The 24,228-nt window shown below is 72.5% G+C and carries 20 protein-coding genes and 1 pseudogene; 13 read left to right on the top strand and 8 right to left on the bottom strand.

The window, feature by feature from the left end:
• The first annotated feature begins 1 nt into the window (after position 1).
• The 4 genes from ACZ7FF_RS13740 to ACZ7FF_RS13725 are packed head-to-tail and all read left to right on the top strand — an operon-like array spanning position 2 to position 2,463.
• Positions 2-217: an MbtH family protein gene (locus ACZ7FF_RS13740; protein ID WP_470812147.1), complete on the top strand. Its 216-nt coding sequence runs from the start codon at positions 2-4 to the stop codon at positions 215-217.
• A 10-nt stretch (positions 218-227) separates the two neighbouring features.
• Entirely contained in the window at positions 228-1,475 is a 1,248-nt protein-coding gene (locus ACZ7FF_RS13735) for a cytochrome P450 (protein ID WP_470812145.1), read from the top strand.
• A gap of 3 nt (positions 1,476-1,478) precedes the next feature.
• Positions 1,479-2,243 carry an SRPBCC family protein gene (locus ACZ7FF_RS13730; RefSeq protein WP_470812143.1) on the top strand — a complete coding sequence of 255 codons (765 nt, stop codon included), beginning with the start codon at positions 1,479-1,481 and terminating at the stop codon, positions 2,241-2,243.
• Positions 2,244-2,274: 31 nt separating this feature from the next.
• Positions 2,275-2,463, top strand: coding sequence for a hypothetical protein (locus ACZ7FF_RS13725; protein ID WP_470812142.1), 189 nt, complete (start codon positions 2,275-2,277; stop codon positions 2,461-2,463).
• A gap of 95 nt (positions 2,464-2,558) precedes the next feature.
• Here ACZ7FF_RS13725 and ACZ7FF_RS13720 read toward each other — a convergent pair whose 3' ends face one another.
• The 5 genes from ACZ7FF_RS13720 to ACZ7FF_RS13700 are packed head-to-tail and all read right to left on the bottom strand — an operon-like array spanning position 2,559 to position 9,556.
• Positions 2,559-3,917 carry an NAD(P)/FAD-dependent oxidoreductase gene (locus tag ACZ7FF_RS13720; RefSeq protein ID WP_470812140.1) on the bottom strand — a complete coding sequence of 453 codons (1,359 nt, stop codon included), beginning with the start codon at positions 3,915-3,917 and terminating at the stop codon, positions 2,559-2,561.
• Positions 3,914-4,987, bottom strand: a complete 1,074-nt coding sequence (locus ACZ7FF_RS13715; RefSeq protein ID WP_470812139.1) for an oligopeptide/dipeptide ABC transporter ATP-binding protein — start codon at positions 4,985-4,987, stop codon at positions 3,914-3,916. The genes ACZ7FF_RS13720 and ACZ7FF_RS13715 overlap by 4 nt, the downstream gene beginning before the upstream one ends.
• Positions 4,984-6,915: a dipeptide/oligopeptide/nickel ABC transporter permease/ATP-binding protein gene (locus ACZ7FF_RS13710; protein ID WP_470812137.1), complete on the bottom strand. Its 1,932-nt coding sequence runs from the start codon at positions 6,913-6,915 to the stop codon at positions 4,984-4,986. Before ACZ7FF_RS13710 ends, ACZ7FF_RS13715 begins: the two co-directional genes overlap by 4 nt.
• A gap of 4 nt (positions 6,916-6,919) precedes the next feature.
• Positions 6,920-7,906, bottom strand: coding sequence for an ABC transporter permease (locus ACZ7FF_RS13705; RefSeq protein ID WP_470812135.1), 987 nt, complete (start codon positions 7,904-7,906; stop codon positions 6,920-6,922).
• Between the two features lie 51 nt (positions 7,907-7,957).
• The gene (locus tag ACZ7FF_RS13700; protein ID WP_470812134.1) at positions 7,958-9,556 is read right to left on the bottom strand and encodes an ABC transporter substrate-binding protein; all 1,599 of its coding nucleotides are present in this window, start codon (positions 9,554-9,556) and stop codon (positions 7,958-7,960) included.
• 157 nt (positions 9,557-9,713) lie between these two features.
• On the opposite strand from ACZ7FF_RS13700, the gene ACZ7FF_RS13695 reads away from it, so the two are divergent.
• The 9 genes and pseudogenes from ACZ7FF_RS13695 to ACZ7FF_RS13655 all read left to right on the top strand — a co-directional run bounded on the left by ACZ7FF_RS13695 (position 9,714) and on the right by ACZ7FF_RS13655 (position 16,800).
• A complete protein-coding gene (locus ACZ7FF_RS13695; RefSeq protein ID WP_470812132.1) occupies positions 9,714-11,474 on the top strand; it encodes a DUF885 domain-containing protein in 1,761 nt (586 codons plus the stop codon).
• 187 nt (positions 11,475-11,661) lie between these two features.
• Entirely contained in the window at positions 11,662-11,943 is a 282-nt protein-coding gene (locus ACZ7FF_RS13690; protein ID WP_470812131.1) for a DUF5132 domain-containing protein, read from the top strand.
• A gap of 60 nt (positions 11,944-12,003) precedes the next feature.
• Entirely contained in the window at positions 12,004-12,195 is a 192-nt protein-coding gene (locus tag ACZ7FF_RS13685) for a hypothetical protein (protein ID WP_470812129.1), read from the top strand.
• Positions 12,192-12,959 (top strand): thioesterase II family protein, encoded by a 768-nt coding sequence (locus ACZ7FF_RS13680; RefSeq protein WP_470812128.1) that lies wholly within the window; start codon positions 12,192-12,194, stop codon positions 12,957-12,959. The genes ACZ7FF_RS13685 and ACZ7FF_RS13680 overlap by 4 nt, the downstream gene beginning before the upstream one ends.
• Positions 12,960-13,133: 174 nt before the next feature.
• Positions 13,134-14,261 carry an alpha/beta fold hydrolase gene (locus ACZ7FF_RS13675; RefSeq protein WP_470812126.1) on the top strand — a complete coding sequence of 376 codons (1,128 nt, stop codon included), beginning with the start codon at positions 13,134-13,136 and terminating at the stop codon, positions 14,259-14,261.
• A 169-nt stretch (positions 14,262-14,430) separates the two neighbouring features.
• Positions 14,431-14,631: a DUF5132 domain-containing protein gene (locus ACZ7FF_RS13670; RefSeq protein WP_470812124.1), complete on the top strand. Its 201-nt coding sequence runs from the start codon at positions 14,431-14,433 to the stop codon at positions 14,629-14,631.
• Between the two features lie 282 nt (positions 14,632-14,913).
• On the top strand, positions 14,914-16,197 hold the full coding sequence (locus ACZ7FF_RS13665) for a M20 metallopeptidase family protein (protein WP_470812122.1): 1,284 nt from the start codon (positions 14,914-14,916) through the stop codon (positions 16,195-16,197).
• 45 nt (positions 16,198-16,242) lie between these two features.
• Positions 16,243-16,401, top strand: a pseudogene (locus tag ACZ7FF_RS13660) (cupredoxin domain-containing protein); the annotation flags it as partial.
• Positions 16,402-16,407: 6 nt separating this feature from the next.
• Complete coding sequence (locus ACZ7FF_RS13655) at positions 16,408-16,800, top strand: multicopper oxidase domain-containing protein (RefSeq protein ID WP_470812121.1); 393 nt, start codon at positions 16,408-16,410, stop codon at positions 16,798-16,800.
• Between the two features lie 23 nt (positions 16,801-16,823).
• Here the strand turns inward: ACZ7FF_RS13655 and ACZ7FF_RS13650 are convergent, their stop codons facing one another.
• The 3 genes from ACZ7FF_RS13650 to ACZ7FF_RS13640 all read right to left on the bottom strand — a co-directional run bounded on the left by ACZ7FF_RS13650 (position 16,824) and on the right by ACZ7FF_RS13640 (position 23,957).
• Positions 16,824-17,666: a phosphotransferase gene (locus ACZ7FF_RS13650; protein ID WP_470812119.1), complete on the bottom strand. Its 843-nt coding sequence runs from the start codon at positions 17,664-17,666 to the stop codon at positions 16,824-16,826.
• Between the two features lie 66 nt (positions 17,667-17,732).
• Positions 17,733-21,314, bottom strand: coding sequence for a sodium/proline symporter PutP (gene putP, locus ACZ7FF_RS13645; protein WP_470812118.1), 3,582 nt, complete (start codon positions 21,312-21,314; stop codon positions 17,733-17,735).
• A 141-nt stretch (positions 21,315-21,455) separates the two neighbouring features.
• Positions 21,456-23,957, bottom strand: a complete 2,502-nt coding sequence (locus ACZ7FF_RS13640; protein ID WP_470812117.1) for a PP2C family protein-serine/threonine phosphatase — start codon at positions 23,955-23,957, stop codon at positions 21,456-21,458.
• Between the last annotated feature and the right edge of the window lie 271 nt (positions 23,958-24,228).

Raw genomic sequence — 24,228 nt, 5'->3', positions numbered from 1 at the left:
CATGACCAACCCGTTCGAGGACGAGGACGGCACCTTCCTCGTGCTCGTCAACCAGGAGAACCAGCACTCGCTGTGGCCGCAGTTCGCGGACGTCCCGGCCGGCTGGACCGTCGCCCACGGCCCGGACACCCACGCCGCGTGCCTGGAGTACGTCGAGCGGACCTGGACCGACATGCGGCCCCAGAGCCTCGTCGACGCCATGGACGCCCAGCGGTAGCGCGGACGACGTGACCTCCACCGACACAGTGGACGAGGCCCGCGGCACCGCGGGCCTCGTCCGGCCCGGCGACCTCGCCGCGGCGCTGCGGACGCCCGAGGCCCGCCGGGACCCGTACCCGTTCTACGCCCGCATGCGGCGCGAGAGCCCGGTCCACCGCAGCGACCAGGGCATCTGGTACCTCACCCGGTACGCCGACGTCGAGGCGGCCCTGGGAGACCTGCGGCTGTCCAACGACCGGGACCGGATGACCCGGGCCTACGGCGCGCTCGGCGGCGACCTGAAGGCCTTCAGCAGGCTGACCGACCGGCTCGGCCGGGTGATGACCAACACCGACCCGCCGGACCACGCCCGGCTGCGCAAACTGGCCAACCGGGCCTTCACCGCCCGGCGGGTCGAAGCCCTGCGCGAGGGCATCCAGCGGATCGTCGACCGGCTCGTCGACGAGGCGGTCGCGGCGGCGCCGGCCATGGACCTGATCGAGGCGGTCGCCTCACCGCTGCCGCTGTCCGTCGTCTGCGAGCTGTTCGGCATCCCGCCCGAGGACCGGCCGCAGGTCAAGAGCTGGTTCCGCCGCCTCGGCCGGCTCTCCGAGGACATCGACAAGTCCGAGGCCGCGATCGAGCAGTACGAGGAGTACCTCGCCGGGCTCGTCCGCCGGCGCCGGGCCGACCCGGGCGACGACCTCATCAGCGCGCTGGTCGCGACGCAGGCGCAGGACGACCGGCTCACCGACTCCGAACTGCTGTCCACCTGCTTCGTGTTGATCACCGCGGGCGACGAGACCACCACCCACCTGGTCGGAAACAGCATGCTCGCCCTGCTGCGCCACCCCGACCAGCTGGCCCGGCTGCGCGAGGACCCGGCGCTGATCCGCACGGCCGTCGACGAACTCGCCCGCTACGACACGCCGACCCAGGCGATCGTCCGGGTCGTGGCCGAGGACGTCGGGATCGGCGGGCAGACGCTGCGCGAGGGCGAGTTGGTGTACCTGTTCCTCGCCGCGACGAACCGTGATCCCGAGCGCTTCGAGGACCCCGACCGGCTCGACCTGTCCCGGCCCGGCAACCGGCACCTGAGCTTCGGCAACGGCCCGCACTTCTGCCTCGGCGGTCCGCTGGCCAAGCTCCAGGCGGAGGCGGCCATCGGCACGCTGGTCCGCCGGCTCCCCGGCCTGCGGATCGCCGAAGGGACGGCCCTCGAATGGCGGCCCAATCCGTTGCAACGGCGGCTGCACGCCCTCCCGCTCACCTACTGACGCATGAACGACGACGAAGGAGAACTGACCATGGCCCGAGAGTTCCAGGTCCGCCGGGAGCAGGACCTGACCGCCACGCCCGAGCAGGTGTGGGACGCGGTCGCCACCGGCGCCGGCAACCTCGGCTGGCTGTATCCCATGGAGGTCGAGCCGCGCGTCGGGGGGAAGGTCACGCGAGCCGACGGCACCGTCGTGGCGTGGGAACCGCCGCACCACTTCGCCGTGCGCGTGGCCCTGGACGACGGGTTCTCCAACACGCTCACCTACCGGATCGAGCCGCTCGGCGACGGAACCAGCCACCTGCGGATGGGCATCCACTGGGTGCACACGGGAGTCGTCGACGACTACTGGGACACCAAGGCGGACGCGGCCGAGAAGCACGTCGACTTCTACCAGCACGGGCTCGCCGAGTACCTTGGGCACTTCGCCGGCCGCCCCGCCGTCTACGTCAAGGCCGGCCGCGCCGAGCGCACCGACGACCCCGCCGACTTCGCCGCTCTGCGCCGGCGCCTCGGCCTCACCGACGGGACGACCGTCGGAGACCGGCTCTCGCTCGACCTCCCGGGTGCCGACGGAGGCCCGCGGGAAGTGGTCGTGGACTGGCTCAGCGCCGACTTCGTCGGGCTGCGCGGCCCGGACGCGCTGTACCGGTTCTTCAACGGCAGCACCTGGAACTGGCCGATCTGGGTGGGCCACCACCTGTTCGCCGAGGACGCGGACGAAGAGCAGGCCACCAAGGCGTGGAACGTCTGGCTCAACGGCGCCTGATCCGTCGCCCGACCCAACCGAAGGGCCCCTGGTGGAAACACTGCTCTACGCCGCCGAACTCGTCCAGGAGGACGGCGTCTACAAGCTCGTCGTGCAGGACGTCGTACGGGACACGGTCCAGGTCACCTCCGTCCCCAAGTCGACGGTGGACAGGCTCCCGGTCTTCCTCTCGGTGCTGAGTTCCAAGCTCGGCTCGGCACCGGCGCGCGACCGCCGGTAGACCCCTTCCGCTGTCACGAGGCCGGTGCCGTCCGGCGCGGCAACTCCCGGACGGCACCGGCCTCGTGGCGTGCCCGTCCGGGGCCCGGCGGCGCGTCAGCCCATGACGGTCCGTGCGGCGGCGCCCTCGGCCCTGGGCCGCTTGCGGGAGAAGGCGCCCAGGTCGATGACGATGCCGGTGTGGTCACCCCGGTACCGCACCGGGTCGCGGTCGTGGTCGTGGCCGGCCTCGACGCGCTCGACCAGGGCGGCGAGGAACCGGCCGGCCAGAGGGGCGTTCTTGAACTGGTTGCCACTCGTTCCCATGGCGACGTAGAAGCCCGGGAGATCGGTGCGGTCGTAGATGGGCGACCAGTCGTCGGCGGCGTCGTAGACACCGGCGACGCCGCTCGGCCGGTTCGGGACGCGCAGGGCCGGGAAACGGCGTGCGGCCCTGGTCACTTGGGTGTCGAAACGGGCGGGCGTCGGGCGCGGGTCGCACCCGTCGGGATCGTCGAGCCACTCCTTGGGGTCGCAGGCGGGCAGCGTGCTGCCGATGAGAAGGTGCCCGCCGTGGGGGCGCAGGTAGGTCCCGAGGTCGACATCGGCCACGATCGGGCAGAGCGCGCTCCCGGCGCCGCCCGGGCTCGACGGGTTCGCGCCGTCCTGGGAGACCGGTGCGGCCACCTGGTGGACTTCCTGGCGCAGCGGGCGCACCCCGACGGTGAACTCGGTCCCGACCCCGGCCATCCGGTTGAACGCGCCCGACCAGGGCCCGGCCGCGTTGACCACCACCGGCGCCGTGATCGCGGTGCCGTCCGCGAGCCGGACGCCCGCCACCCTGCCCTCGCGGCACGGGACATCGACGACCGTGCGGTGGAAGAGGAAGCGCGCCCCGCTGCGGGCAGCCGCGTCGGCGAGGTTCTGCGCCGCGAGCTGTGGATCGTCGACGAAACCCGCGTCGGGTGTGAACAGCGCGCCGAGCTCCCCTGCCGGGCCGGAGAAGAACGCCTCGTCGTCCAGGGGCTTGGGGGGACCGTAGCGTCCCGGGTCGATGCCGTGGACCCGGCGGCGCAGGGTTGCGGCGTCCCAGCGCTCGTAGGGCACACCGGCGCGTTCGAACAGTGCGACGGCCTCCGCCGTCCCGGAGCCCGGCGCGTCGAGGAGTACGGCTCCGGTCCTGCAGAAGGCCGCCAGGCCAGGGCCGCGCACGGTGCCCAGGTGCTCCGCCCATCGAGCCCAGCAGTGCCGGGATTCCCAGGCGGTGGCGACACCCTCCCAGGTCGAGTAGTTGAAACGGATGACCGCGCTCGATGCGCTGGTGGATCCGTGGCCGACCCCGCCGGACTTGTCGACGACCACCACACGCCGACCGGTACGGGCGAGTTCCAGCGCCACCGCGGCGCCGATCACCCCGGCGCCCACGACGACCGCGTCCGCGCCGGACGGCAGCGTGTCCGGTTCCCGCGCCGTCATGACGGCCGGTCCCCGGGGGCCCGCGAAGCCCGGTCACCGTTGCCGTCCGGGTGAACGCCGTCGGCGTGCGGCGGGGGGTCGCCGGGGCGGTACGGGAAGTGGCACGCGGCGTGGTGCGGGCGTCCGGCCGCGTCCTGCTGGGGGTCCCGCACGGCGCAGACGTCCCGTCCGTGGAGCCGGTTCGGTCCGACGGGGCAACGCGGATGGAAGCGGCAGCCGGTGGGCGGTGTCGCGGGGTCGGGCACCTCCGCGGCGAGGGGCGGCTCCCCGGCCGGTCGCCGTCCGGCGTGCAGGCTCGGCACGGCGGACAGCAGTGTCCGGGTGTAGGGATGCCGTGGGCTGCGCAGCAGGTTCTCCGTGGAGGCGGTCTCGACGACCCGGCCGAGGTACATCACGGCGACGACGTCCGACACATGGCGGACGGCGGCGAGGTCGTGGCTGATGAACAACATGGCGAAACCCATGCGCCGTTGCAGGTCCCGGAGCATGGTGAGGAGTGCCGCCCGGACCGACACGTCGAGGGCCGAGGTGACCTCGTCGGCGATGAGGACCGCCGGATCGACGGCGAGTGCGCGGGCGACGGCCACGCGTTGGCGCTGGCCGCCCGAGAGCCGGCCCGGCACGCGGTCCGCGCAGCCGGTGTCGAGACCGACCAGTTCCAGCAGTCCGTCGATGCGCCGTTCGCGGCTGCGGCGGTCCAGCCGGACGAAGGCCCCGGCCGATTCGGCGAGTGACTGACGGACCGTCATGCGCGGGTCCAGTGCCGTGTCCGGGTCCTGGAACACCAGTTGGACCTGTTGCCCGAGCCGGCGCCGCTCGGCCGCCCGGCGCGCTCGGTACTCCCTTCCCCCGACGGTGATCCGACCGCCGCACGGGCTGTCCAGCCCGACGACCGCACGGGCCAGAGTCGACTTTCCCGAACCGGACTCGCCGACCAGGCCGACCGTCGTGCCCCGGGGAACCTCCAGCGACACGCCGTCCACCGCCGTGACCGGTCCGAACGGCCCTTGGTGGCGAACCGTGACGTCGTACAGCGTCAGCCCTGCCTCTTGCCCCGTCTCTTGCCTCACGTCTCCGCCTCTTCGGTCTCACGGCGTCCGCGCAACGGTGCCGGGGGCTGCGGTTGCCAGCAGGCGACCTCGTGCTCCGGGCCGAGCGGGGACAGCACCGGGCGCTCCACGGCGCACCGGTCCGTTCGGTGCGGACAGCGGTCGTGGAACGGGCAGCCCGGCGGCACACCGTACGGATCGGGCGGTCCGCCCTCGATGGTGGGCAGGGGCCGGTCGCGGTCCGCGGCCATGTCCGGGACCGAGGCGACGAGCATCCTCGTGTACGGATGCCGTGCGCCGGACACCAACTCACGGGCGGGGAGGTTCTCCACGATCGTTCCCCCGTACATGACCAGGACCCGGTCGCAGGCGTCGGCGACCAGGGCGATGTCGTGGCTGATGAAGAGGATCGCGGTGGCGTCGTCGCGCCGGATGCGGCGGAGCAGGTCCATGATCTGCCGTTGCACGGTCACGTCCAGGGCTGTCGTCGGCTCGTCCGCGATGAGGAGGCCGGGCCGCATCATCGACGCGGCGGCGATCGCCACTCGCTGGCGCTGACCGCCGGAGAGCTGGAACGGGCGGGACCGCAGCAACCGGCGCCCGCCGGGCAGCGCGACCCGCCGCAGCTGGTCCAGGGCCTGCTCGACGGCCTGGGCGCGAGGGGTGCCGTGGTGTGCGCGCACCGCCTCCGTCATCTGCGTTCCGATGCGGAGCGACGGGTTGAAGGCCGACGCCGGGTTCTGGAAGATCATCGCCATGCCCGTCGCCAGCTGCCTGCGTCGCTCCTTGCGTGACAGTGCCCCGGTGTCCGCGCCGAGGAACCGATGGGTGCGCCAGGTCGCGCGGGCGCCGTCCGGCAGCAGGTCGGCGATGGCGAGCGCCGTCAGCGACTTGCCGGAGCCGGACTCGCCGACCAGGCCGGCCATCTCACCGCGCCGCAGGGCGAGGGTGACCCCGCGGACGGGCCGGAGCACCCGGTCGTCCACGGGGAGGGCGACATGCAGGTCCGCCACCTCCAGCACGTGGTCCGCTACCGCGGGTCGGTCGGCGCGTGCCGCGGGCGCCGTGGGTTCCTCGGGCCGCCGTGGGCGGGTGCGCCGCGCGGCGGCTCCGGCCAGCACCTCGCCGAGCAGTTGGAAGGCCACGGCGGCGTAGACGATGGCGATGCCGGGTGCCACCGCGGGCAGCGGTTCGATGTAGATGCGGTCCAGGCCCTGGCTCAGCAGGAGCCCCCAGTCGTACGAAGGTGGTTGCACCCCCAGTCCGAGGAAGCTCAGGCCCGACAGGGCCACGAGCGCCGAGCCAGCGGCGACGGTGGTGTTGAGCATCAGCGGTTCGGCGATGTGGGGCAGGACGTGGCGCAGCAGGAGCCGGTGGCGGCGCAGGCCCAGCACGCGCGCCGCCGCCATGAAGTCGGTTCCGGCCACGGCGGCGGCAAGGGTCTGCGTGACCCGGGCGAAGCCCGGTGCACCGGCGACGGCCAGGGCGAGCACCGCCCCGCCCGCACCCGCGCCGAACAAGGCCGAGAAGAACATCGCGACGAGGAGCGCGGGGAAGGCCAGCAGGAGGTTGATCAGGGCTCCCAGCAGGCGGCGGACGCGCCCGCCCACGACGGCGGTGAGTGCGCCGAGCGTGATCCCGGCCGCCGCCCCGAGGAGCGTGGCCGCGACGGCGAGCAGCAGGGAGAGCCAGGTCGCCGAGAGCAGGCGGGCGAGCAGGTCGCGTCCGAGGTGGTCCGTGCCGAGCAGATGGATCGCGGTGGGCCCCCGCAGCACCGCCGACGGGTCCGGACGCTGGGCGGCCTGCCCCCACAGCACCGCCCCCGCGACGGCCAGCACGGCGAGCGATCCGAGCATGGCCAGGGTGGTCACGCCCATGGGCGAGGCCCAGCCCGACCCGGACGCGCGGGACCGGCCGGAGGCGGTGGCGGGAGGCGAGGACAGCACCATCGGATCACGTCCTCCGGATGACCGATCGGGGGTCGAGCAGCGCGAGGGCCAGGTCGACCAGGAAGTTCACCACGAGGACGGCCGAGCCCAGCACCAGAACCGACGCCTCGACGACCGCGTAGTCCTGCGCGGCCACGGACTGTGCCATCGCCGAACCGATCCCCGGCCAGGCGAACACCTTCTCGACCAGTACGGTCCCCGCGATCAGGGCCGGCAGGAGGTTCCCGGCGAGTGTCAGAGACGCGGTCAGCGTGTTCGGTGCCACGTGGCGCAGACAGAGCGGGACGGCGGGCAGCCGTTTCGCGCGGGCGGCACGCACATAGTCCGTCGCGAGCACCTTGAGCGTCTCCACCCGTACGATCCGCAGGAGCACCGCGGCCGGAGCGAGTGCCAGCGCGAGGACGGGCAGCACGTAGGACTGGGGTCCGAGGTCGCCCGCCACCGGAAAGACGCGCAAGGCTACCGCCAGTCCCGCGGTGAGGCCCGCCGCGAGCACGAAGTCCGGCATGCCCGCCATGACGGAGGTGGTGGCGGTGAACGCGAGCTCCGCCCGGGGCCGGCGCCCCGCGCGTGTCCACACCGCGGCCAGCAGCCCCCCGGGGAGCGCGACGACGAGTACGCAGGCGAACGCCAGGACGGCCAGCAGCAAGGTGGCCGGCAGACGTGCCCTGATCAGGTCGGCCACCGGCTCGCCGGTCACCACGGAGACCCCGAGGTCCCCGTGGGCCAGATGCCCCAGGTACTGCCGGTACTGTGCCGACAGGCCCTGATCCAGGCCGAGTTGGTGCCGCTTCGCCGCCACGAGGTCCGGCGGGGCGTCCACGCCCAGGGCGGCCCGGACGGGGTCGCCGGGTACCAGCCGGATCATCGCGAAGGAAGCGGTGACGACCACGAGGAGGGAGACCGCCAGCCGCACCGCGCGCCGGCCGCAGAACACCACCCACGGGTGGCGCCTGGCCAGGGCACCGAGCCGTGCGGACACGGTCGTCATGGCGTACCTCCTCGACGGGCGGTGGACGGCCGCGTGCGGCGGCCGCCGCGGTCATCTGTGCAGGCGGATGCTGGTCGGTACGATCTGGCCGCCGGGGGCGACGGCGAACGTCGTCCGGTACCCGTAGACCGTGCTCGTGCCGTCGGCGACGGGCAGCGCGTCGGCCGAGCGGAACAGCGCCGCGGCGGCCCTGTTCCAGTCCGCGCAGCTGGCCGTGCCCGGTGCGTGCAGGGCGAGGGCGACGAAGCGGTCGTACGCGCGGTCGGTGACGTGCGCGAAGTTCAGCCCCTGCGACGGCGGGGGGCCGGAGAAGTACGGTACGAGCTGCGCGGGCAGCGGCGGGCCCGGTGAGCTGCCGACCACGACGTCGAAGTCGCCGCTCTGGTACATGGCCTGCACGACCGCGTTGCGGCTCTCGCTGACGAGGTCGACGTCCGCGCCCAGCGCCTCCCAGGTGGCGGCCATCAGTTCGGCGACCGACGGAAGGGTGGACCCGAAGTCGGCACTGCTGAGCAGCCGCAGCCGCAGCGGTCTGCCGTGCTTCACCAGCCCGCCCCGTGCGTTCCTCGTCCAGCCCGCGGCGCCCAGGGCACCCACGGCGCCGCGCGAGGGCAGGTTCGCGCCGGCCACGTCGGCGTGGCAGACGGAGTCCGTGGCGGTCAGGTGGCTCGCGGGGGTTCCGTCGCCGCCCATCGCCACATTGGCGAGGCCCTTGCGGTCCAGGGCGCCCACCAGGGCCCGGCGCAGCGCGGGATCGCTCAGGGGACGGCCGGACCGTTCGTTGAAGAAGGTCAGCCCGACCACGGTCGGCACCTCGGCGGTGGCCAGGCCGTGGCCGGTCAGCCGCGCACGGTCCGGGCCGGTCACCGTCGCGATGTTCACGCCTCCCGTGAGCAGCAGATTCGCCACGGTGGACTCCTGCGGCACCACCGAGACCACGATCCGCCGGGGCTGTCCCGCAACCGTGTCGGTCGCTCCGCTCGGCCCCCACGCGTAGCCCTCGCGCCTCGTGAAGAGGTACGGGCCGCCGGAGGTGTAGCCGCTCAGCACGTACGGCCCGGTGCCCTGGGTGCTCCTGTCCAGCGCGCGGGGGTCCGCCAGCCCGGCCGGGCAGACGACGGGCAGCAGACCGATCGTCCGCGCGATGAAGCTGTACGGCGACGCCATCCGCACCGCCACCGTCCGTGCCGCGTCGTCGGCCGACACCGTGAACGGCACACCGGGCAGTGCCGCCCGGGCGCCGACGAGCCGGTTGCGGGGGTCGCTCGCGTAGCTCAGTGACCGGGCGACCCCGGAGGCCGTGAGGGCGGTGCCGTCGGAGCAGGTCACCCCCTTGCGCAGGGTGAAACTCGCCGAGGTGGCCCCGGCCCGCCACTTCTCGGCCAGGGCCGACACCACACGCCCGTCCGGCGCCATGGTGACCAACGAGTCGTAGGCGTAGGGAGCCAGGGCGGAGCCGAACTGCGAGTAGGGATGGAAGCTCGGGGTCTCGGAGGCGGTGGCGATGGTGACGGTGCCGCCCATGACGACAGGGGTGTGCGTCGACGACACGTCGCCGCCGCCGCAACCGGCCATCACGGCTGACGCGGCGACGGCGGACGCCACCGCGGCCGACCGGGCCCTGGGAAACGACACGGTTCGGCGGTGCATGGTGGTCATCGTGCCACCGGGTTCGACGGCGCCGGACCGGCCCCACCGGTCCGGACACGAACGGGCCGGAGGATTTCCCCCGTGCGAGTGAGTCCGCCCGACTCGCGGTTGATCCCCATTCCTGATGTGACGTCACCTGTGTGCGCACACTGGCCCCATGGCGAACCACTCATCGGACTCCCCGGACGACCCGGCGGCGCGGGAGGTCGACCGACTCGCGACCTCGTACTGGGCCTTCCTGCTCGCACGTGAGCCGTCGCTGCGGACACGGCGCGGGCTGCCGGTCGAGTCACTGCCGGGGGTGTCCGCCGCGGAGGCCGACGAACGCGCCGGGTTCGCGGCAGGAGTGCTGAACCGGCTGGGCATGCTGCGGCCCGCGGTGCTGTCGGGGCCCACCGCCGACACCGCGGACTTCCTTCGCGCACTGGCCGAACAGGAAGCGGAGGCGGCCCGCTTCCACTGGCTCACCCCCACCGCCACGCCGTACCAGCTCTTCCGCCTCCAGCAGTACGGCGACATGGTCTTCCGCCCGTTCCGCTTCGAGCAGCGGGACGACGTCGACCGGTACGTGTCCCTGGTGCGGGACCTGGCCCGCTGCGTCACCACGATCGGGGACAAGGCCGCGGGGCAGGCGGCACGGGGTTTCCTCGTCCCGGCCCCGGCGCTGGCGGGGACCCACACCACCCTCACCCGCCTGCGGTCCTCGGCGACGCGGTACGTCCGGCCGGACGACGACCGGCTCACCCGACTCGACACGGCGGGCCGGGGCCACCTGAGCGACACCCTGGCGGGGCTCGTGGCCGCCGAACTGGAGCCGGCGTTCGACCGGCTTCTCGCCCTCCTGGACGACCCGGACTACCTCGGGCGGGCACCGCACGCCGTCGGATGGGCCCATTACCCGGAGGGCGAGGCGGCGTACCGGGCCTTCGTCAGGACGTACACGTCCGGCGACACACCGCCCGAGCGACTTCACGAGATCGGCCGGGAGCACTGCCGCGAACTCAGCGAGCGGATGCGGGAGATGCGTGGCACGCTCGGCTTCGCGGGGACGGAGGCGGAGTTCAACGAACGGCTCGCCACCGAGCCCCGTCTGTACGCCGCCACCCCGGCCGAGGTCGAGGCCCGCTACCGCGGACACCTCGACCGCCTCACGCCGCTGCTGCCGCGCTGGTTCGCGGTCCTGCCCCGCGCGCCGTACGACGTGGCCCGCCTCGACCCGGCCCTCGAGGCATCGATGACGTTCGGCTACTACGAATCGCCGACCGCCGCGCAGCCGGTGGGACGCTACCGCTACAACGCCTCGGACCTGGCGCACCGGTCACTGCTCGGCGCGGCCGCGCTGATCTACCACGAGCTGGCGCCCGGACACCACTTCCACCTCGCCCGTCAGGCCGAGAACACCGACCTGCCCGACCTGCGGCGCGAACTGACGGCTTTCAGCGGGTTCGAGGAGGGCTGGGCGGAGTACGCGGCCGGTCTCGCCTGGGAGATGGGGCTGTACGACGACCCGTGGGACGCTTACGGACGCCTCGCCCACGAACGCTTCACCGCGCAGCGCCTCGTCGTCGACACCGGCCTGAACCTCGGGACGATGACGCTGGAGCAGGCGCGCGCCTTCATGCGCTCCCACGCCGCGGCCGAGTCCGAGGGACAGATCACGACCGAGCTGCTGCGCTACGCGACCGACATGCCGGGGCAGGCGCTGACGTACCGTGCGGGTCATGCGGAGTTCACCGCGTTGCGGGCGGCCTACGAGCGCGGCGCCGGTGCGGTGTTCGACGTGCGCGCCTTCCACGAGGCCGTGCTGGCCGGCGGCACACTGCCGTTCCCGGCCCTGCGCCGACGGATGGCGAGGGAACTGCACGGGGAGTCCGGCCGTCAGCAGAAGTACCAGTTGTCACCCGAAGAAGGCCGGTGACATCGGGTTCCGGCCGTCGAATGGCCTGAACAGCCCGTCACGGGAGAGTCGTTCTCCTCGTACGAGTGACGACCACGGCGGAGCTGGTGGCCGTTCGCTCCGCCATGGATACGCTCTGTGATGAGAGGTGCCGGTTCGTCACCTTTTCCCTCACGGTTTCCTCGGTACGAGACAAGGGTGTCCTGTCATGCCTCCTGTAGTACCTCCCTTCCTGATCGGCCTGGTCACCGCGTCCCTGGTCAAGAGGCTGGGCAAACCCCTCGTGCGAGGGATCGTCAAGACGTCGGTGGGCCTGGGGATGGAAGTGAAGCGGGCCGTCCAGGAAGCCGGCGAGGGGATCCAGGACCTCGCGGCCGAGGCGTCCGCCGAGATGTTCGCCGCCCAGATGGCGCAGGGGGCCGAACACGGCGGCGAGAACGGGGCCACCGGCAAGGCCCGCGGCGCCGCGGCTCATGCCAAGGTGCACTGAGTCGTCGCCGGGACGGCAAGCATGGCTGGAGAAGGCGGCATCCTGATGGAGGCAGGTCAGATGTCTGCGACCGGAACACCCCTGTATTCCGCCGAACTCATCCAGGAGGGCAGCGCCTACAAACTCGTCGTGACCGATCGGCTGCGCCACACCGTGCAGACCACGTACGTGTCCAGAAGAGTGGTGGAGCAGCTCCCCACCTTCCTCTCCAAGCTCGACTCCTCCCAGCCAGGCGGTCTTCGACAGCGATGACGGCGCACGACGCGAAGAAGTGGTTCCGTGTCCACCGGCGCACGGCGGCCCCCCGACTCCGACTGGTGTGCCTCCCGCACGCCGGCGGCACGGCACAGCTGTTCCACGGCTGGCCCACCCTCCTGCCGGAGGACGTCGAGGTGCTCGCCGTGCGGTACCCCGGCCGCCAGGACCGGCTCGCGGAACCCTGTATCGAGGACATGGCCACCCTGGCCGACACGATCGAGGAGGCACTGCGGCCCTGGCTCGACCGGCCGCTCGCGCTCTTCGGGCACAGCATGGGCGCGTGCGTCGCGTACGAACTGGCCGTGCGGCTGGAGGCCCGTGGTGTCGTCCCGGAACACCTGCTGGTCTCGGCACACGCGGCCCCCCAATGGACCGATCACACCGCACTGCACGGTGCCGACGACGAAACGCTGATCGCCCGCGTCCGGAAGCTCGGGGACATGCACTCGGAGGCCTACGACATCCCGGAGCTGCGTGAGCTGCTGCTGCCCGCACTCCGCGCGGACTACCGGCTCCTCGACGGCTACCGTCCCCCGCACCCGGCCCCGGTCAAGGCACCGATCACCGCGTACGTCGGCCAGGACGATCCGAGTTGCGCGCTCGACCATGTCCTCGCCTGGTCCGACCTCGCTCCCCCGGGCGCCTTCGAGCTGCGGTCGTTCCCCGGGGACCACTTCTACCTCGTGCCCCGCGAGGCCGATGTGCTCGCCGACGTGGCAGCACGCCTCGCGCCCGCGCACGGCGCGGGCAGGGCCTGACGGTGCCGAGCCCGTGTCGGGCACCCGGACATCCACGTCACGGCCGTGACGGAAGGCGGGGCCCGACAGCGCGCATGGCGCCCCCGGGGTTTCCAGGGGACGATGCCGGTGCCGGGCGCCGGGCCGCGCGGCGTCCCTGGCAGCGGCCGTGAAGGCTGGGACGGAGAGGGAGCCATGCGACCGGGCACACGTGTCGCCGACGCGATGCTCCGGCTGCTCAGCCGGGACTGGGCCGGACTGGTCATCGCCCTGCTGCCGGCGGCCGCGGGCGCGTGGTGCCTCACCCTGGGAACGGGCCCGCGCATCCTCGGCGGCGTGCTCTGCGCCGTGGCCCTCGCGCTCGCTCTCGGGTCCCTCCGCCATCTGGTGCATGTGGCCCGGGTGCGGGTGAGGTATCCGCCGCCCGGACGCATGGTCGACGTGGGCGGGTACCGCATGCACGTGCTCGCCGAGGGAGACGCCGGAGCCGGGCCCACCGTGGTCTGGATGCCGGGCGGCCATGCCGGCGGATACGCCATGTACCGGCTGCACGCGCTGGCGCGGGAACGGACGCGTTCGGTCCTGGTGGACCGCCCTGGTTCCGGCTGGAGCGACCCGGGCCCCTTCCCGCGCACGACGGCGGGCGAGGCCGTCGAACTGCTAGCGGCGCTGGAGCGGGCCGGCGAAGAGGGTCCCTACGTGCTGGTGGGGCACTCCTTCGGGGGCCTTCTGATGGCGAACGCCGCCAGGCGCCGCCCCGACCTGGTGGCCGGCCTGGTGCTGCTCGATCCCACCCCGCCCGACGTCGTCGCCTTCGGCCCGTCCCTTCCGGCCCTGCGGCACGTGGTGAAGGACCAGACCGCCCTCGCGCTGCGCCACCTCTTCGGCCTCCACGCCGTCGTGCGCAGGAACGAGGCGCACGTCTCCGAGGATCCGATGCAGGTTCTCGCCGTGGTCGAGACCAGGACCAAGGCGAACTGCGCCGCCGCGTCGATCCTGCGGGAGCTGTCGCCGGGCGGCATCACCCGGAACGGCTGGCAGACGGTCGTGCACGACGGCGAACTCGGCGCGCTCCCCCTCCTCCTCGTGGCGCCCCGCGATCTGACGGGTGGTGACAACATCTTCGACGCGGTCCACGACCCGGAGGAGAACGCTCGGGTACGGCACTTCTTCCTCACCGTGAGAGAACGCTTCCTCGCCGCCTCCAGCGCGTCCCGCAGGGTCTACACCCCGGAGGGGACCGGCCACGATTTCCCGGACCGGGTGCCCGAGTTCGTCGTGCGGGTGGTGGGCTCGCTGGTGGACGGCCGCCCGAACGAATGAAAGGCGTCGGCGTCCCCGGGCGCATCGGCCGAGGGCCGACTACGGTGTTTTTCGGTGGGGGTGAAACTGCACGCGCTTCCGTCCTGTGCACACACGAGAGGGTTCACCCATGCCCCCTGTAGTTCCTCCCTTCCTCATCGGCCTGATCACGGCCCCTCTGATCAAGAGAGTGGCGAAGCCGCTGGTGCGGGGCATCATCAAGACGTCGGTCGGTCTGTCCCTCGAAGTCAAGCGCGCAGCCGTCGAGGCGGGCGACGAGCTCCAGAGTCTCACCCGGGAAGTGGCCGCGGAGAAGCAGGCGAACTCGGCTCGCACGCGCCACGCGAAAGCCGATGGCGAAGTGAGGGCACACGGCGCCACCGTCGGCTGACCGGCGGTCAGCGAGGGGAGGGACGGCACCGGCTGTTCCCCCACATCACCACGACCTGGCGCGGCAGGCCCCATTCCAACAGGCCCCGTAGCAGGCGTTGGCGGCTCTCACGCCCCAACGCCCCACGTCCCGGGTCCTGTCCGAATCCGCTGCGCCGGACACCGCCGGGGGCTGTCCGGCCGGCGCCTCGTTCCCTACCGTGGGAGAGCAGTCGCCTCCTCGTGTGCGGCCGCCGCGGCCTCGTGCCGGCACGGGCCGGGCCCAGGGAAGGAGAACGGTCGTATGACCCCTGAGCCCAGGGCCGCCGACGGCGGACCGGGGGCCGGCCCGTCCCGGCCACCGGCTCCCCCGGGACAGCCGGCTCTGCTTCGCGAGGCGCGCCGCCTTGCCCCCGAAGCGGTCGCCCTGCGCCGGGCCCTGCACCGCGACCCGGAGCTGGGCCTCGACCTGCCGGCCACCCAGCGCCTGATCCTGGGCGCCCTCGACGGCCTCGGCATGGAGATCCGCACCGGCCGCGCCCTGTCCTCCGTGACCGCCGTCCTCACCGGGGCGGCCGACGGCCCGACGATCCTGCTGCGCGCCGACATGGACGCGCTGCCGGTCACCGAGGACACCCGACTGCCGTTCGCCTCGCGGGCCCCCGGGCTGATGCACGCCTGCGGGCACGACGCCCACATGGCGATGCTGGTCGGCACCGCGCGGCTGCTCGCCGGGCGACGCGACCGGCTGGCCGGACGGGTGGTGTTCATGTTCCAGCCCGGCGAGGAGGGCGAGCACGGAGCCCGCCACATGATCGAGGAGGGGGTGCTGGAGTCGTCCGGCAGCAGAGCCGACGCCGCCTTCGCCCTGCATGTGCAGCCCAACCTGCCCGTGGGTGCGCTGCGGCTGCGTCCGGGACCGCAGATGGCTGCCTCCGACCGGTTCCGGGTCGTCGTCCGGGGGCGCGGCGGGCACGCGTCCGCACCGCACACCACGTGCGACCCGGTGCCGGTGGCCTGCGAGATCGTGCTCGCCCTCCAGACGGCCGTCACCCGCGGCCTGGACGCCCACGACAGCGCGGTCCTCAGCGTGACCCGCCTCGCCGCGGGTACCGCGCCCGGCGTCATCCCGGACACCGCGGAGCTCGCCGGGACCGTGCGCACCCTGTCCGAGGCGACCCGGCAGCGGCTGCACGGGGCGATCGGCCGGGTTGCCGAGGGAGTGGCCGCCGCGCACGGGGCGAGCGCCGAGGTGACCGTCACCCCCGGTTACCCGGTCACCGTCAACGACGCCGCCTTCACCGACCTCGTCCGGCGCGCCGCCGCCGACGCGCTCGGGACCGACGCGGTCGGCGTCATGCCCGTCCCCCAGATGACGGCGGAGGACTTCTCCTATGTCCTCCAGGCAGTTCCCGGCGCCCTGGCCTTCCTCGGCGTGTGCCCGCCGGAGCTGGAGCCCGGGGAGGCTCCCTCGCTGCACTCGTCCCGCATGATCCTCGACGAGAGCGCGCTCGCCACGGGCATCGCCTGCGAGGCCGCCGTGGCCCTGGCCTTCCTCGCCACCCGCACGGGAACACCGGCCCGGTGACCTGAGCGCTCGCCGACGGGACGCAGCGCCGCCGCCTCGCCCGGTGAGACCCAACTATGGCGACTGGCGAACATCAGCTCGAACATCTTCTACAAGGTCGCCCTGCGAGGGCAGAGGTTCCATGTCGTCGCGCAGGACGGCTACCCGGTCAACAGGGTCTACTCGGCCGACTCGATCGTCATTCCGGCCGGCGCTCGCTACGACGTGCTCGTGCAGGGCGGACCGCGGGGTTCACGCCTGCTGGAGACGCTGCCGTACAACACGGGGAAGGCCAGCACCAAGTTCCACATCAACGGCAAGCAGTTCGACCACCATCGCATCGACTTCCGGTCCCGGCTGCACACCGTCGAGGAATGGACCATCCGCAACGACACCGACGAGGTGCACTCCTTCCACGTGCACACCAACGACTTCCAGGTGATGAGCATCAACGGGAAGCCCCAACGGAACTACGGCTTCCAGGACACGGTCGACATCCCGCGGCGGGGCAGGATGGTGATCCGGATCCGGTTCCTGGACTACCCGGGCAAGACGGTGCTCCACTGCCACGTCCTCAACCACGAGGACCTCGGCATGATGTCGGTGCTCCAGATCGACAAGTAGCCGCTCACGGCCCTCTGCCGCGTTCAGCCCGGACCGCAGCGATCGAGTGCGGCGCGAACCCGGCTGAGGCCCTCCGCCCTCCAGTGGTCCCGGTCGGGCATCTGGTCGTCCCGGCGCCAGCGCCAGGCCGAGAACATCGCCCAGTTCAGGGCGCGGCACCGGCGCATCAGGCCGTGGTCGGCCCCGGCGTAGAGCTCTCCCACCTCTTCGGGCGCGTGGGCGAGGTCGAACTCGATCGGCCCGCGGCAGCACGTGGCAAGGTCCACGAGGAGCGGCCCCCGCCTCGTGCCGAGGAGGTTGCCCGGATGCGGCTCGCCGTGCAACAGCTGGTCGCGGCCTCCCTCAGCGCCGATCGCGGCACTGAGTCCACGGAGCGTGCCGCTGAGCAGCTCCCGGTCGCAATGGGGCAGTTCGGGGGACCGCTCCCGGTCGTTCACCTCTCGCAGTGCCGCGGCGACGCGATCGGTGACATGCGGTGCGTCCAGATCGATCTGGCGCAGGGCGGCGTGATGCCGCAGGAGCACGTCCGCGTAGTCGGCCGGCGCGATCTCCGGTCCCACGGGTTCGTAGTAGGTCCAGAGCGAGACGGCGAAGGGTTCCCGCACACGGACCCGGGGGTCGACCCGAGGCTCCAGCTCGGCCACCGGTGCGTCGACGTCGGCGAGGCGGCGGGCGACCTCCACCTCGAACTCGGCATCGGCCAGCTGCCCCGAGGGCGCGACCCGGGCCAGGACCTCGCAAGGGACCAGACGCAGCGCGACGCGGTCCGAGTCGTGGATGACGACCACGTCGTCGACCTGGAGGCCCAGCTCCGCAGCGGTCGCCCGTCCTGTCTCGACCGCGCGGCGGAGTTCCGCCGGCTCCATACCGTCCCCCCTCGTCGATGAGTGCCCTTCCACGTCCGGGACCGACAACGACAGCCCCCACGAGTTCTATGCCATCGTGTCCGCCGGGATGACCTGTTCCGTCCAGATGATCTTGCCGGTCGTCGTGTAGCGCGTGCCCCATCGGTGGGCGAGCTGGGCGACGATCAGCAGGCCTCGTCCTCCCTCGTCGGTGGTCCGCGCATGACGCAGGCGTGGAGAGGTGCTGCTGGCGTCGGACACCTCGCAGATCAGTCCGCGGTCCCGGATCAGCCGCAGGCAGACCGGTCCGGTCCCGTGGCGGATGGCGTTGGTGACCAGTTCGCTGACGATGAGTTCCGCGGTGAACGTCAGATCGGGGATGTCCCACTCCGTCAGCTGCCGCGTGGCGAGGGTGCGGGCGTGCGCCACGGCGGCCGGATCGCTGGGCAGGTCCCAGGAGGCGACGCGGTCCGAGGCGAGGACCCGGGTCCGGGCGATGAGCAGGGCCGCGTCGTCGGACGGCGGATCGGCCAGGAGGCTGTCGATCACCCTGCGGCCGGTCTCCTCCAGGGTCGGCCGGGGCACCGCGAGGGCATCGCCCAGCTGGGAGAGCCCGAGGTCGATGTCCCGGTCGAAGGACTCGATGAGCCCGTCGGTGTAGAGGGCGATGAGGCTGCCGTCGGCCAGCTCGATCTCGACGGACTGGAACGGCAGGTACCCGAGGCCGAGTGGCGGTCCGGCGGGCATGTCCAGGATCTCGGCGCCGCCGTCGGGGCCGACGATCATCGGGGGGAGGTGACCGGCCCTGGCCAGGGTGCAGCGCCTGCTGACCGGGTCGTAGACGGCGTACAGGCAGGTGGCACCCAGGAACGCGGTGCCCGTCGCCTCCCCCTCGGCCGCCGTCGGAGCGTCGGTGTGCGCTCCCATGAGACCGATGACCAGGTCGTCCAGATGGGCCAGCAACTCGTCCGGGGACAGGTCGAGGTTGGCGAGTGTGCGTACGGCGATGCGCAGGCGGCCCATGGTCGCCGCCGCGTTGATGCCGTGCCCGGCCACGTCTCCGACGACCAGGGCGACGCGTGCTCCGGAGAGCGGGATCACGTCGAACCAGTCGCCGCCGACGCCGCTCGGGGCATCCGCCGGGAGGTACCAGGAGGCGACCTTCAGGGCGGATCCTCCGGTCAGTTCCTGCGGCAGCAGGTAGCGCTGCATGGAGCGGGCCGCGGTGCGTTCGCGGGTGTAACGGCGCGCGTTGTCGATGCACACGGCCGCGCGGGAGACGAGTTCCTCGGCGAGACGTGCGTCGTCCTCTTCGAAGGGCCCCAGCCGCCGGGACCGGGCGAATGTCGCCACACCCAGGGTGACGCCGCGTGCCCGGACGGGGACCACCATGACCGAGCGGCAGTCGTAGGCGCGGATGGAGGCACCGAGCGACTCGTCCTCGGTCACCCAGGGGCTGTGGATGTGGTCCACGATCCGTTCCACGAGGGTCCTGCTCTCCAGGAGGCAGCGGGTCACGGGCGACGAGGCGGCGCGCCGGACGGTCTCGCCCACGGCCAGGGTCGACTCGGGACAGCCCTCCTGGACCGACTGCTGCGCCGCACGACGGATGACGGGCGCCATGCCGACCGGCCCGGGTGCCGGTTCCTCGCCCCTCATGACCGAGTCCAGCAGGTCGACGGCGACGAAGTCGGCGACGGCGGGCACGGCGTCGACGGCCAGTTCCTGCGCGGTCCGTGTCACGTCCAGGGTGCTGCCGATGCGGGCGGCGGCGTCGTTGAGCAGGGCCAGGCGTTCCTGGGCCCGCCAGCGCTCGGTGACGTCGATGACCATGTACCAGACGCCCACGTTCCGGTCGTGGCGGTCCTTCATCGCGAAGAAGGACGCGGAGATCGCGCGGCTGTGGTCGGGCTCGGGGTGGCCGGCACCCCGGTACTCGTAGTCCATCACCGCGGTGCCGGTCTCCAGCACCTCGCGCATCCTCTGTTCGAACGCCTCGGCCTCGGCCTTCGGCAGTACGTCCGCCATGCGCCGCCCGAGCCGCCGCTTCAGCGGGATCTGCTGGTCGAGCGGACCGTTCACCCAGACGTACCGCAGGTCCATGTCGAGGACGGCGATGCCGACCGGTGCGTGGGTGAGGAAGGGCGTGAGCATCAGCTGGCTCACCCCGCCGCCCGGCATCCGCCAGAAGGCCCGCTTCGGCGGCCGGCCGACGAACCTGCCGAAGACCAGCGCGGCGACCGTGGCGACCAGGACGCCAGGGACCATTTCGTAGACGCCCGACCGGAAGGGACCGAGCAGCGGATTGATGTCCTTCCACAGGAGCACCGTGGCCGCGCCGGAGACGATGCCGGCCATGGCCCCCGCCCAGGTCATGCGCGGCCAGTAGAGCGAGAGCAGGACCACCGGGCCGAAGGCGGCTCCGAAGCCCGCCCAGGCGTAGGCGACGATGCCCAGCAGCCCGCCACCCCTGAGCGCGATCACGAACGCCACCAGCGTCACGACGACGACGGCGGCGCGCCCCGCCCACACCAGGGTCCTGTCCGAGGCACGCCGGTTGAGGAACGCGCGGTAGCAGTCCTCCGTGAGGGCGACGGACGACACGAGGAGCTGGCTGTCGGCGGTCGAGATGATCGCCGCGAGTACGGCGATCAGCATCACCCCGGCGCCCCAGGGGCTGAACAGCGTCCGGCTCAGGTTGATGTACACCGTCTGCGGGTCGTGCAGCGGCGTGCCGGACTGCGCGATGCCGAGCAGGCCGACGAACGTGGCACCGGCCAGCACGACGACGGCCCATCCCGTCTCGATACGACGGGCGGCGGGAACGGCGCTCGTGCTGCGGATGCCCATGAAGCGGGCCAGGATGTGCGGCTGCCCGAAGTACCCGAGGCCCCAGGCCAGCAGTGAGATGATCGCGACGGCGCCCAGCGATCCGCCGCCCGCCGACCACCGCCCGTCCGCGAAGCCGACTCTGGCGCCCATGTCCAGCAGGTCGGGTGTCCTGCTGTTGAGGGAGTCGCGCAGCGCCCCGAAGCCGCCGAGCGCCGCGATGCCGACGATGGGGAGCACGAGCAGGGCGAGGAACATCAGCGTGGCCTGCACGACGTGGGTCAGGCTCACGGCGAGGAAGCCGCCCAGGCAGGAGTAGACGACGATCACCAGGGCGGTCAGGGCCACTCCGAGCCGGAAGCCGGCGCCGAAGATGTGCCCGAACAACAGGCCGCCGGCCACCAGCCCACTGGCGACGTAGACGGTGAAGAACACGAGCGTGACCGCCGCGGAGACCATCCGCAGGGTGCGGGTGCGGTCCTCGAAGCGCTCCTCCAGGTAGGCCGACAGGCTCACGGCGTTCCCGGCGCGCTCGGTGTAGGTGCGGAGCCTCGGCGCGACGAACAGCCAGTTGAGGTAGGTGCCGATCACCAGGCCGACCGCGATCCAACTGGCTCCGACGCCGGCCGCGTACACGGCTCCGGGGAAGGCCAGGAACAGCCAGCCGGACATGTCGCTGGCCCCTGCGGACAGGGCGGCCACGAACGCGGGGAGCCTGCGGCCTCCCAGGGCGAAGTCGGCGAAGGTGTGAGTGCGGCCGTAGGCCCAGATGCCTGTTCCGATCATGACGGCCACATACACGAGGAATGTGGCCAAGATCGGCGCACTCAGGTTGGACATGTTCCCTCGCCTGCGAGCTTCATGAGCACGGGCGCGGCCGTCGTATGCCTCACGGCCGTGTGACCTACTGAACAAATGTACAGATTTCGGCCGTGATCGGCCGTCCGCGGCCGAGGGGGGCGTGCACGTGTGCCGCGGGGGTCAGCCGCGGCCGGCTCCTCCGTCCGGCTCGGGCAGCCCGACGAGGAGCAGCGTGACGTCGTCGTCATGCGCCGCCGCGTCCGGGATGAGGGTGCCGATCAGCCGGTCGGCGGCCTGGTCGAGGCTTCGCGCATCCGCCGCGGCGCCCTTCAGCGCGATGTCGAGGGTGCGGGCGAGCGTGTCGATCTGGGCCTCGATGTCGGTGCCGGGCCTCTCGACCAGGCCGTCGGTGTAGAGGGCCAGGGTGCTGCCCGGCGGCAGCGGCTGGGTCGTCTGCCGGAAGGGCACCGCGGCACCGCACGAGTCGTTGACGCCCAGGGGGACACCGACCGGTGCCCGCAGCCGGCGGGCCGGCCGGTCCGGCGGCAGGACGATGACGGGGAGGTGCCCCGCGGAGCACAGGGTGATCTCGTGGGCATCCTGGTCGATCACCAGGTAGACGCAGGTGACGAGCTGGTCCGCCAGGTCGCCGACGAACGCGTCCAGCCCGGCCATCAGCCGGCTCGGCGGTATACCCGTGCGGGCCAGCGCGTGGGAGGCCGCCCGCAGCTGGCCCATGACGGTCGCGGCCTCCAGCCCCCGTCCCATCACATCGCCGACGACGATCCCCGTGCGGTCACGGTCCAGCGGAACGATGTCGAACCAGTCGCCGCCCACTCCCGGGTCCTGGACGGATGCCAGGTACCGGTGAGCGCTGGGCAGGTAGGGGAGACGGGCCGGTTCGCCCATCAGGCTGTGCTGCAGGGTGTAGGCGATGCGCCGGTGCTCCTCGTAGCGCTCGGCGCGTTCGGCCTCGGCCCGTCTGCGTTCGGTGATGTCCCGGACGGTCAGGAAGACCCGCGTCTCCTCGTCGGCCCGGAGGCTGCTGAGGCTCACCTCGACCGGGAACTCACCGCCGTCGCGGCGGAGCCCGTACAGGCCCCGGTCCACGACGATCGGCTTCGGGTCCGCCTGCCGCAGGTAGGCCCGGAGGAGCGCGCGGTGCCTCCGGCGCCGTGCGGGCGGCACCAGTTCCACGACCGCGGTACCCAGCAGGTCGGACGGCGCACGGCCGAACATTCCCAGCACCTGCGCGTTGGCCATGACGACGACGCCTCGGCCGTCCGTGATCAGCAGCGCGTCAGGGGCCGATTCCAGCAGCGCGAGGAAGCGCCTGTTGGCCCGCCGGACCTCACGCTGGGCCGCGACCCGTTCGGTGATGTCCGTGGCCACGGCGCACACGGCGTAGGGCGTGCCTGACGCGGTCCTCAGTGGGAACAGACTGGTCAGGAAGGCCCGTGGGCCGTCCGGCAGGGAAAGCAGTTCCTCGCGCTGCATGGGGGCGCCCTCGGCCAGCAACGCGAGGTCGGCGGCCCGTACCCGACGCGCGAGGTCCGCCGGCAGGACATCCCGGTCCCGGCGGCCCAGGACCCGCTCGCGCGGCAGCCCCAGGCTCTGCTCGAAGGTCGTGTTGACCGCCAGGAAGCGCCCCTCCAGGTCCTTGATGAACACCACGGCGGGCGTGTGGTCCATCAGGGCCTGCAGCAGTTGGCTCTGCCGCACCTGCCATTCGGCACGCGCGTGCGCCACCTCGATACGACGGCCCACGGCCAGGGCCGAGAAGACGAGCACGGTGAACACGGCCACGTGCCCGCACACCAGCAGCGCGGTGCCCAGACGCGTTCCGAACAGTCCCGCGTCCTCACCGGCGAGGACGAGCCCGCCCAGCAGCGGCGGCACCACCAGGACGGTGGCGAACAGACGGCGCCCGAGCGCGCCCGTGGTGCCCACGTTCATCAGCAGTCCGGCGGGGCCCCGGTCCGGACGGGCGAGGAAGGCGGCGATCCCGAGCAGCACCAGAGCCAGCCCGGTGTACAGGGCCATCCCCTTGTACGCTCCGAAGCGCTCCAGTTCGGGCACGGCGTACGCGAACCCGTACAGGCGCAGCATCCCCAGCGTGAGGACGGCGAGGCCGGGGACCTGACTCGTCCAGGCCGGCAGTCGGGGCGCGCTCGCGCACAGGGCCGCCACGCCCCCGACCACAAGTGCCGCCGCCGTGTTCGGTGCCATCCGGCCGGCCGCCGCCGACGCCACCCGCGCCGTGTCGTCCTTGAAGAACAGTTCGTCGATGCCCAGGCCCGCCCCGGTCACGTACTCCACGACCGTGAGCCCACCGATCACCACGGCGAGCGCGGCGAACGCGCGCACCGTGACGACCACCCACGGGGTGACACGGCGGCGAGCCGCCAGGAACAGGGAGACGCCCAGTGCCAGCAGGGCCACGGCGGTGTTCGCGTTCATGGCCGCATCGGCACCCGGCACACGCCTCAGGATGTCGATGCCCGAGATCCAGCCGACCAGGCCCGAGGCTCCCACCAGAGCGGCAAGCAGGGCGGCCCCCTGGGCCACGACGCGAGCAGCAGCCAGAGCGGACTGCTGGTACGGCAGATCCGCGGCCTGCCCTGCTCCGAGTGCCCCAGGCAACTCGGGCGCCTGCTCCATCGCCACCGAACACTCGCCCATGTCGGACAAATAACCAAATAAGTATTAACACCCTAAATTCATTCCGCCCCCAGCGCTCTGGCCCCTGTCCCCCTCGTCGCCCGCCGGTCGAAGCCGGCCCCCGCCCGACGCTTATCCGTCGGACGCCCTCGAATGCAGTGGGGAGCAGGCCCCTCGCCGGGGATCGGGGCGGTTGGCGACCTAAGTCGTCCGGCTCTCGGAGCGCGGGTCCGATCGGGTTGCGAGCGGAGTGGGTTCTTCCGACCATTTCAGTGAAACCTCTGGCACAGCG

This window comes from Streptomyces sp. NPDC037126, from assembly GCF_055605965.1.
Note: the sequence above shows the minus strand (reverse complement) of the source record. Positions and strands in the feature narration are given on the sequence as shown.

What these genes read in the sequence shown, in the direction of transcription:
- ACZ7FF_RS13695 (WP_470812132.1), top strand. Translation starts at nt 9,714, where the DNA reads ATGGCGAACCACTCATCGGACTCCCCGGACGACCCGGCGGCGCGGGAG.
- ACZ7FF_RS13690 (WP_470812131.1), top strand. Translation starts at nt 11,662, where the DNA reads ATGCCTCCTGTAGTACCTCCCTTCCTGATCGGCCTGGTCACCGCGTCC.
- ACZ7FF_RS13675 (WP_470812126.1), top strand. Translation starts at nt 13,134, where the DNA reads ATGCGACCGGGCACACGTGTCGCCGACGCGATGCTCCGGCTGCTCAGC.
- ACZ7FF_RS13700 (WP_470812134.1), bottom strand. Translation starts at nt 9,556, where the DNA reads ATGCACCGCCGAACCGTGTCGTTTCCCAGGGCCCGGTCGGCCGCGGTG.
- ACZ7FF_RS13720 (WP_470812140.1), bottom strand. Translation starts at nt 3,917, where the DNA reads ATGACGGCGCGGGAACCGGACACGCTGCCGTCCGGCGCGGACGCGGTC.
- ACZ7FF_RS13665 (WP_470812122.1), top strand. Translation starts at nt 14,914, where the DNA reads ATGACCCCTGAGCCCAGGGCCGCCGACGGCGGACCGGGGGCCGGCCCG.
- ACZ7FF_RS13685 (WP_470812129.1), top strand. Translation starts at nt 12,004, where the DNA reads ATGTCTGCGACCGGAACACCCCTGTATTCCGCCGAACTCATCCAGGAG.
- putP (WP_470812118.1), bottom strand. Translation starts at nt 21,314, where the DNA reads ATGTCCAACCTGAGTGCGCCGATCTTGGCCACATTCCTCGTGTATGTG.
- ACZ7FF_RS13650 (WP_470812119.1), bottom strand. Translation starts at nt 17,666, where the DNA reads ATGGAGCCGGCGGAACTCCGCCGCGCGGTCGAGACAGGACGGGCGACC.
- ACZ7FF_RS13740 (WP_470812147.1), top strand. Translation starts at nt 2, where the DNA reads ATGACCAACCCGTTCGAGGACGAGGACGGCACCTTCCTCGTGCTCGTC.
- ACZ7FF_RS13730 (WP_470812143.1), top strand. Translation starts at nt 1,479, where the DNA reads ATGAACGACGACGAAGGAGAACTGACCATGGCCCGAGAGTTCCAGGTC.
- ACZ7FF_RS13640 (WP_470812117.1), bottom strand. Translation starts at nt 23,957, where the DNA reads ATGGGCGAGTGTTCGGTGGCGATGGAGCAGGCGCCCGAGTTGCCTGGG.
- ACZ7FF_RS13710 (WP_470812137.1), bottom strand. Translation starts at nt 6,915, where the DNA reads ATGGTGCTGTCCTCGCCTCCCGCCACCGCCTCCGGCCGGTCCCGCGCG.
- ACZ7FF_RS13705 (WP_470812135.1), bottom strand. Translation starts at nt 7,906, where the DNA reads ATGACGACCGTGTCCGCACGGCTCGGTGCCCTGGCCAGGCGCCACCCG.
- ACZ7FF_RS13680 (WP_470812128.1), top strand. Translation starts at nt 12,192, where the DNA reads ATGACGGCGCACGACGCGAAGAAGTGGTTCCGTGTCCACCGGCGCACG.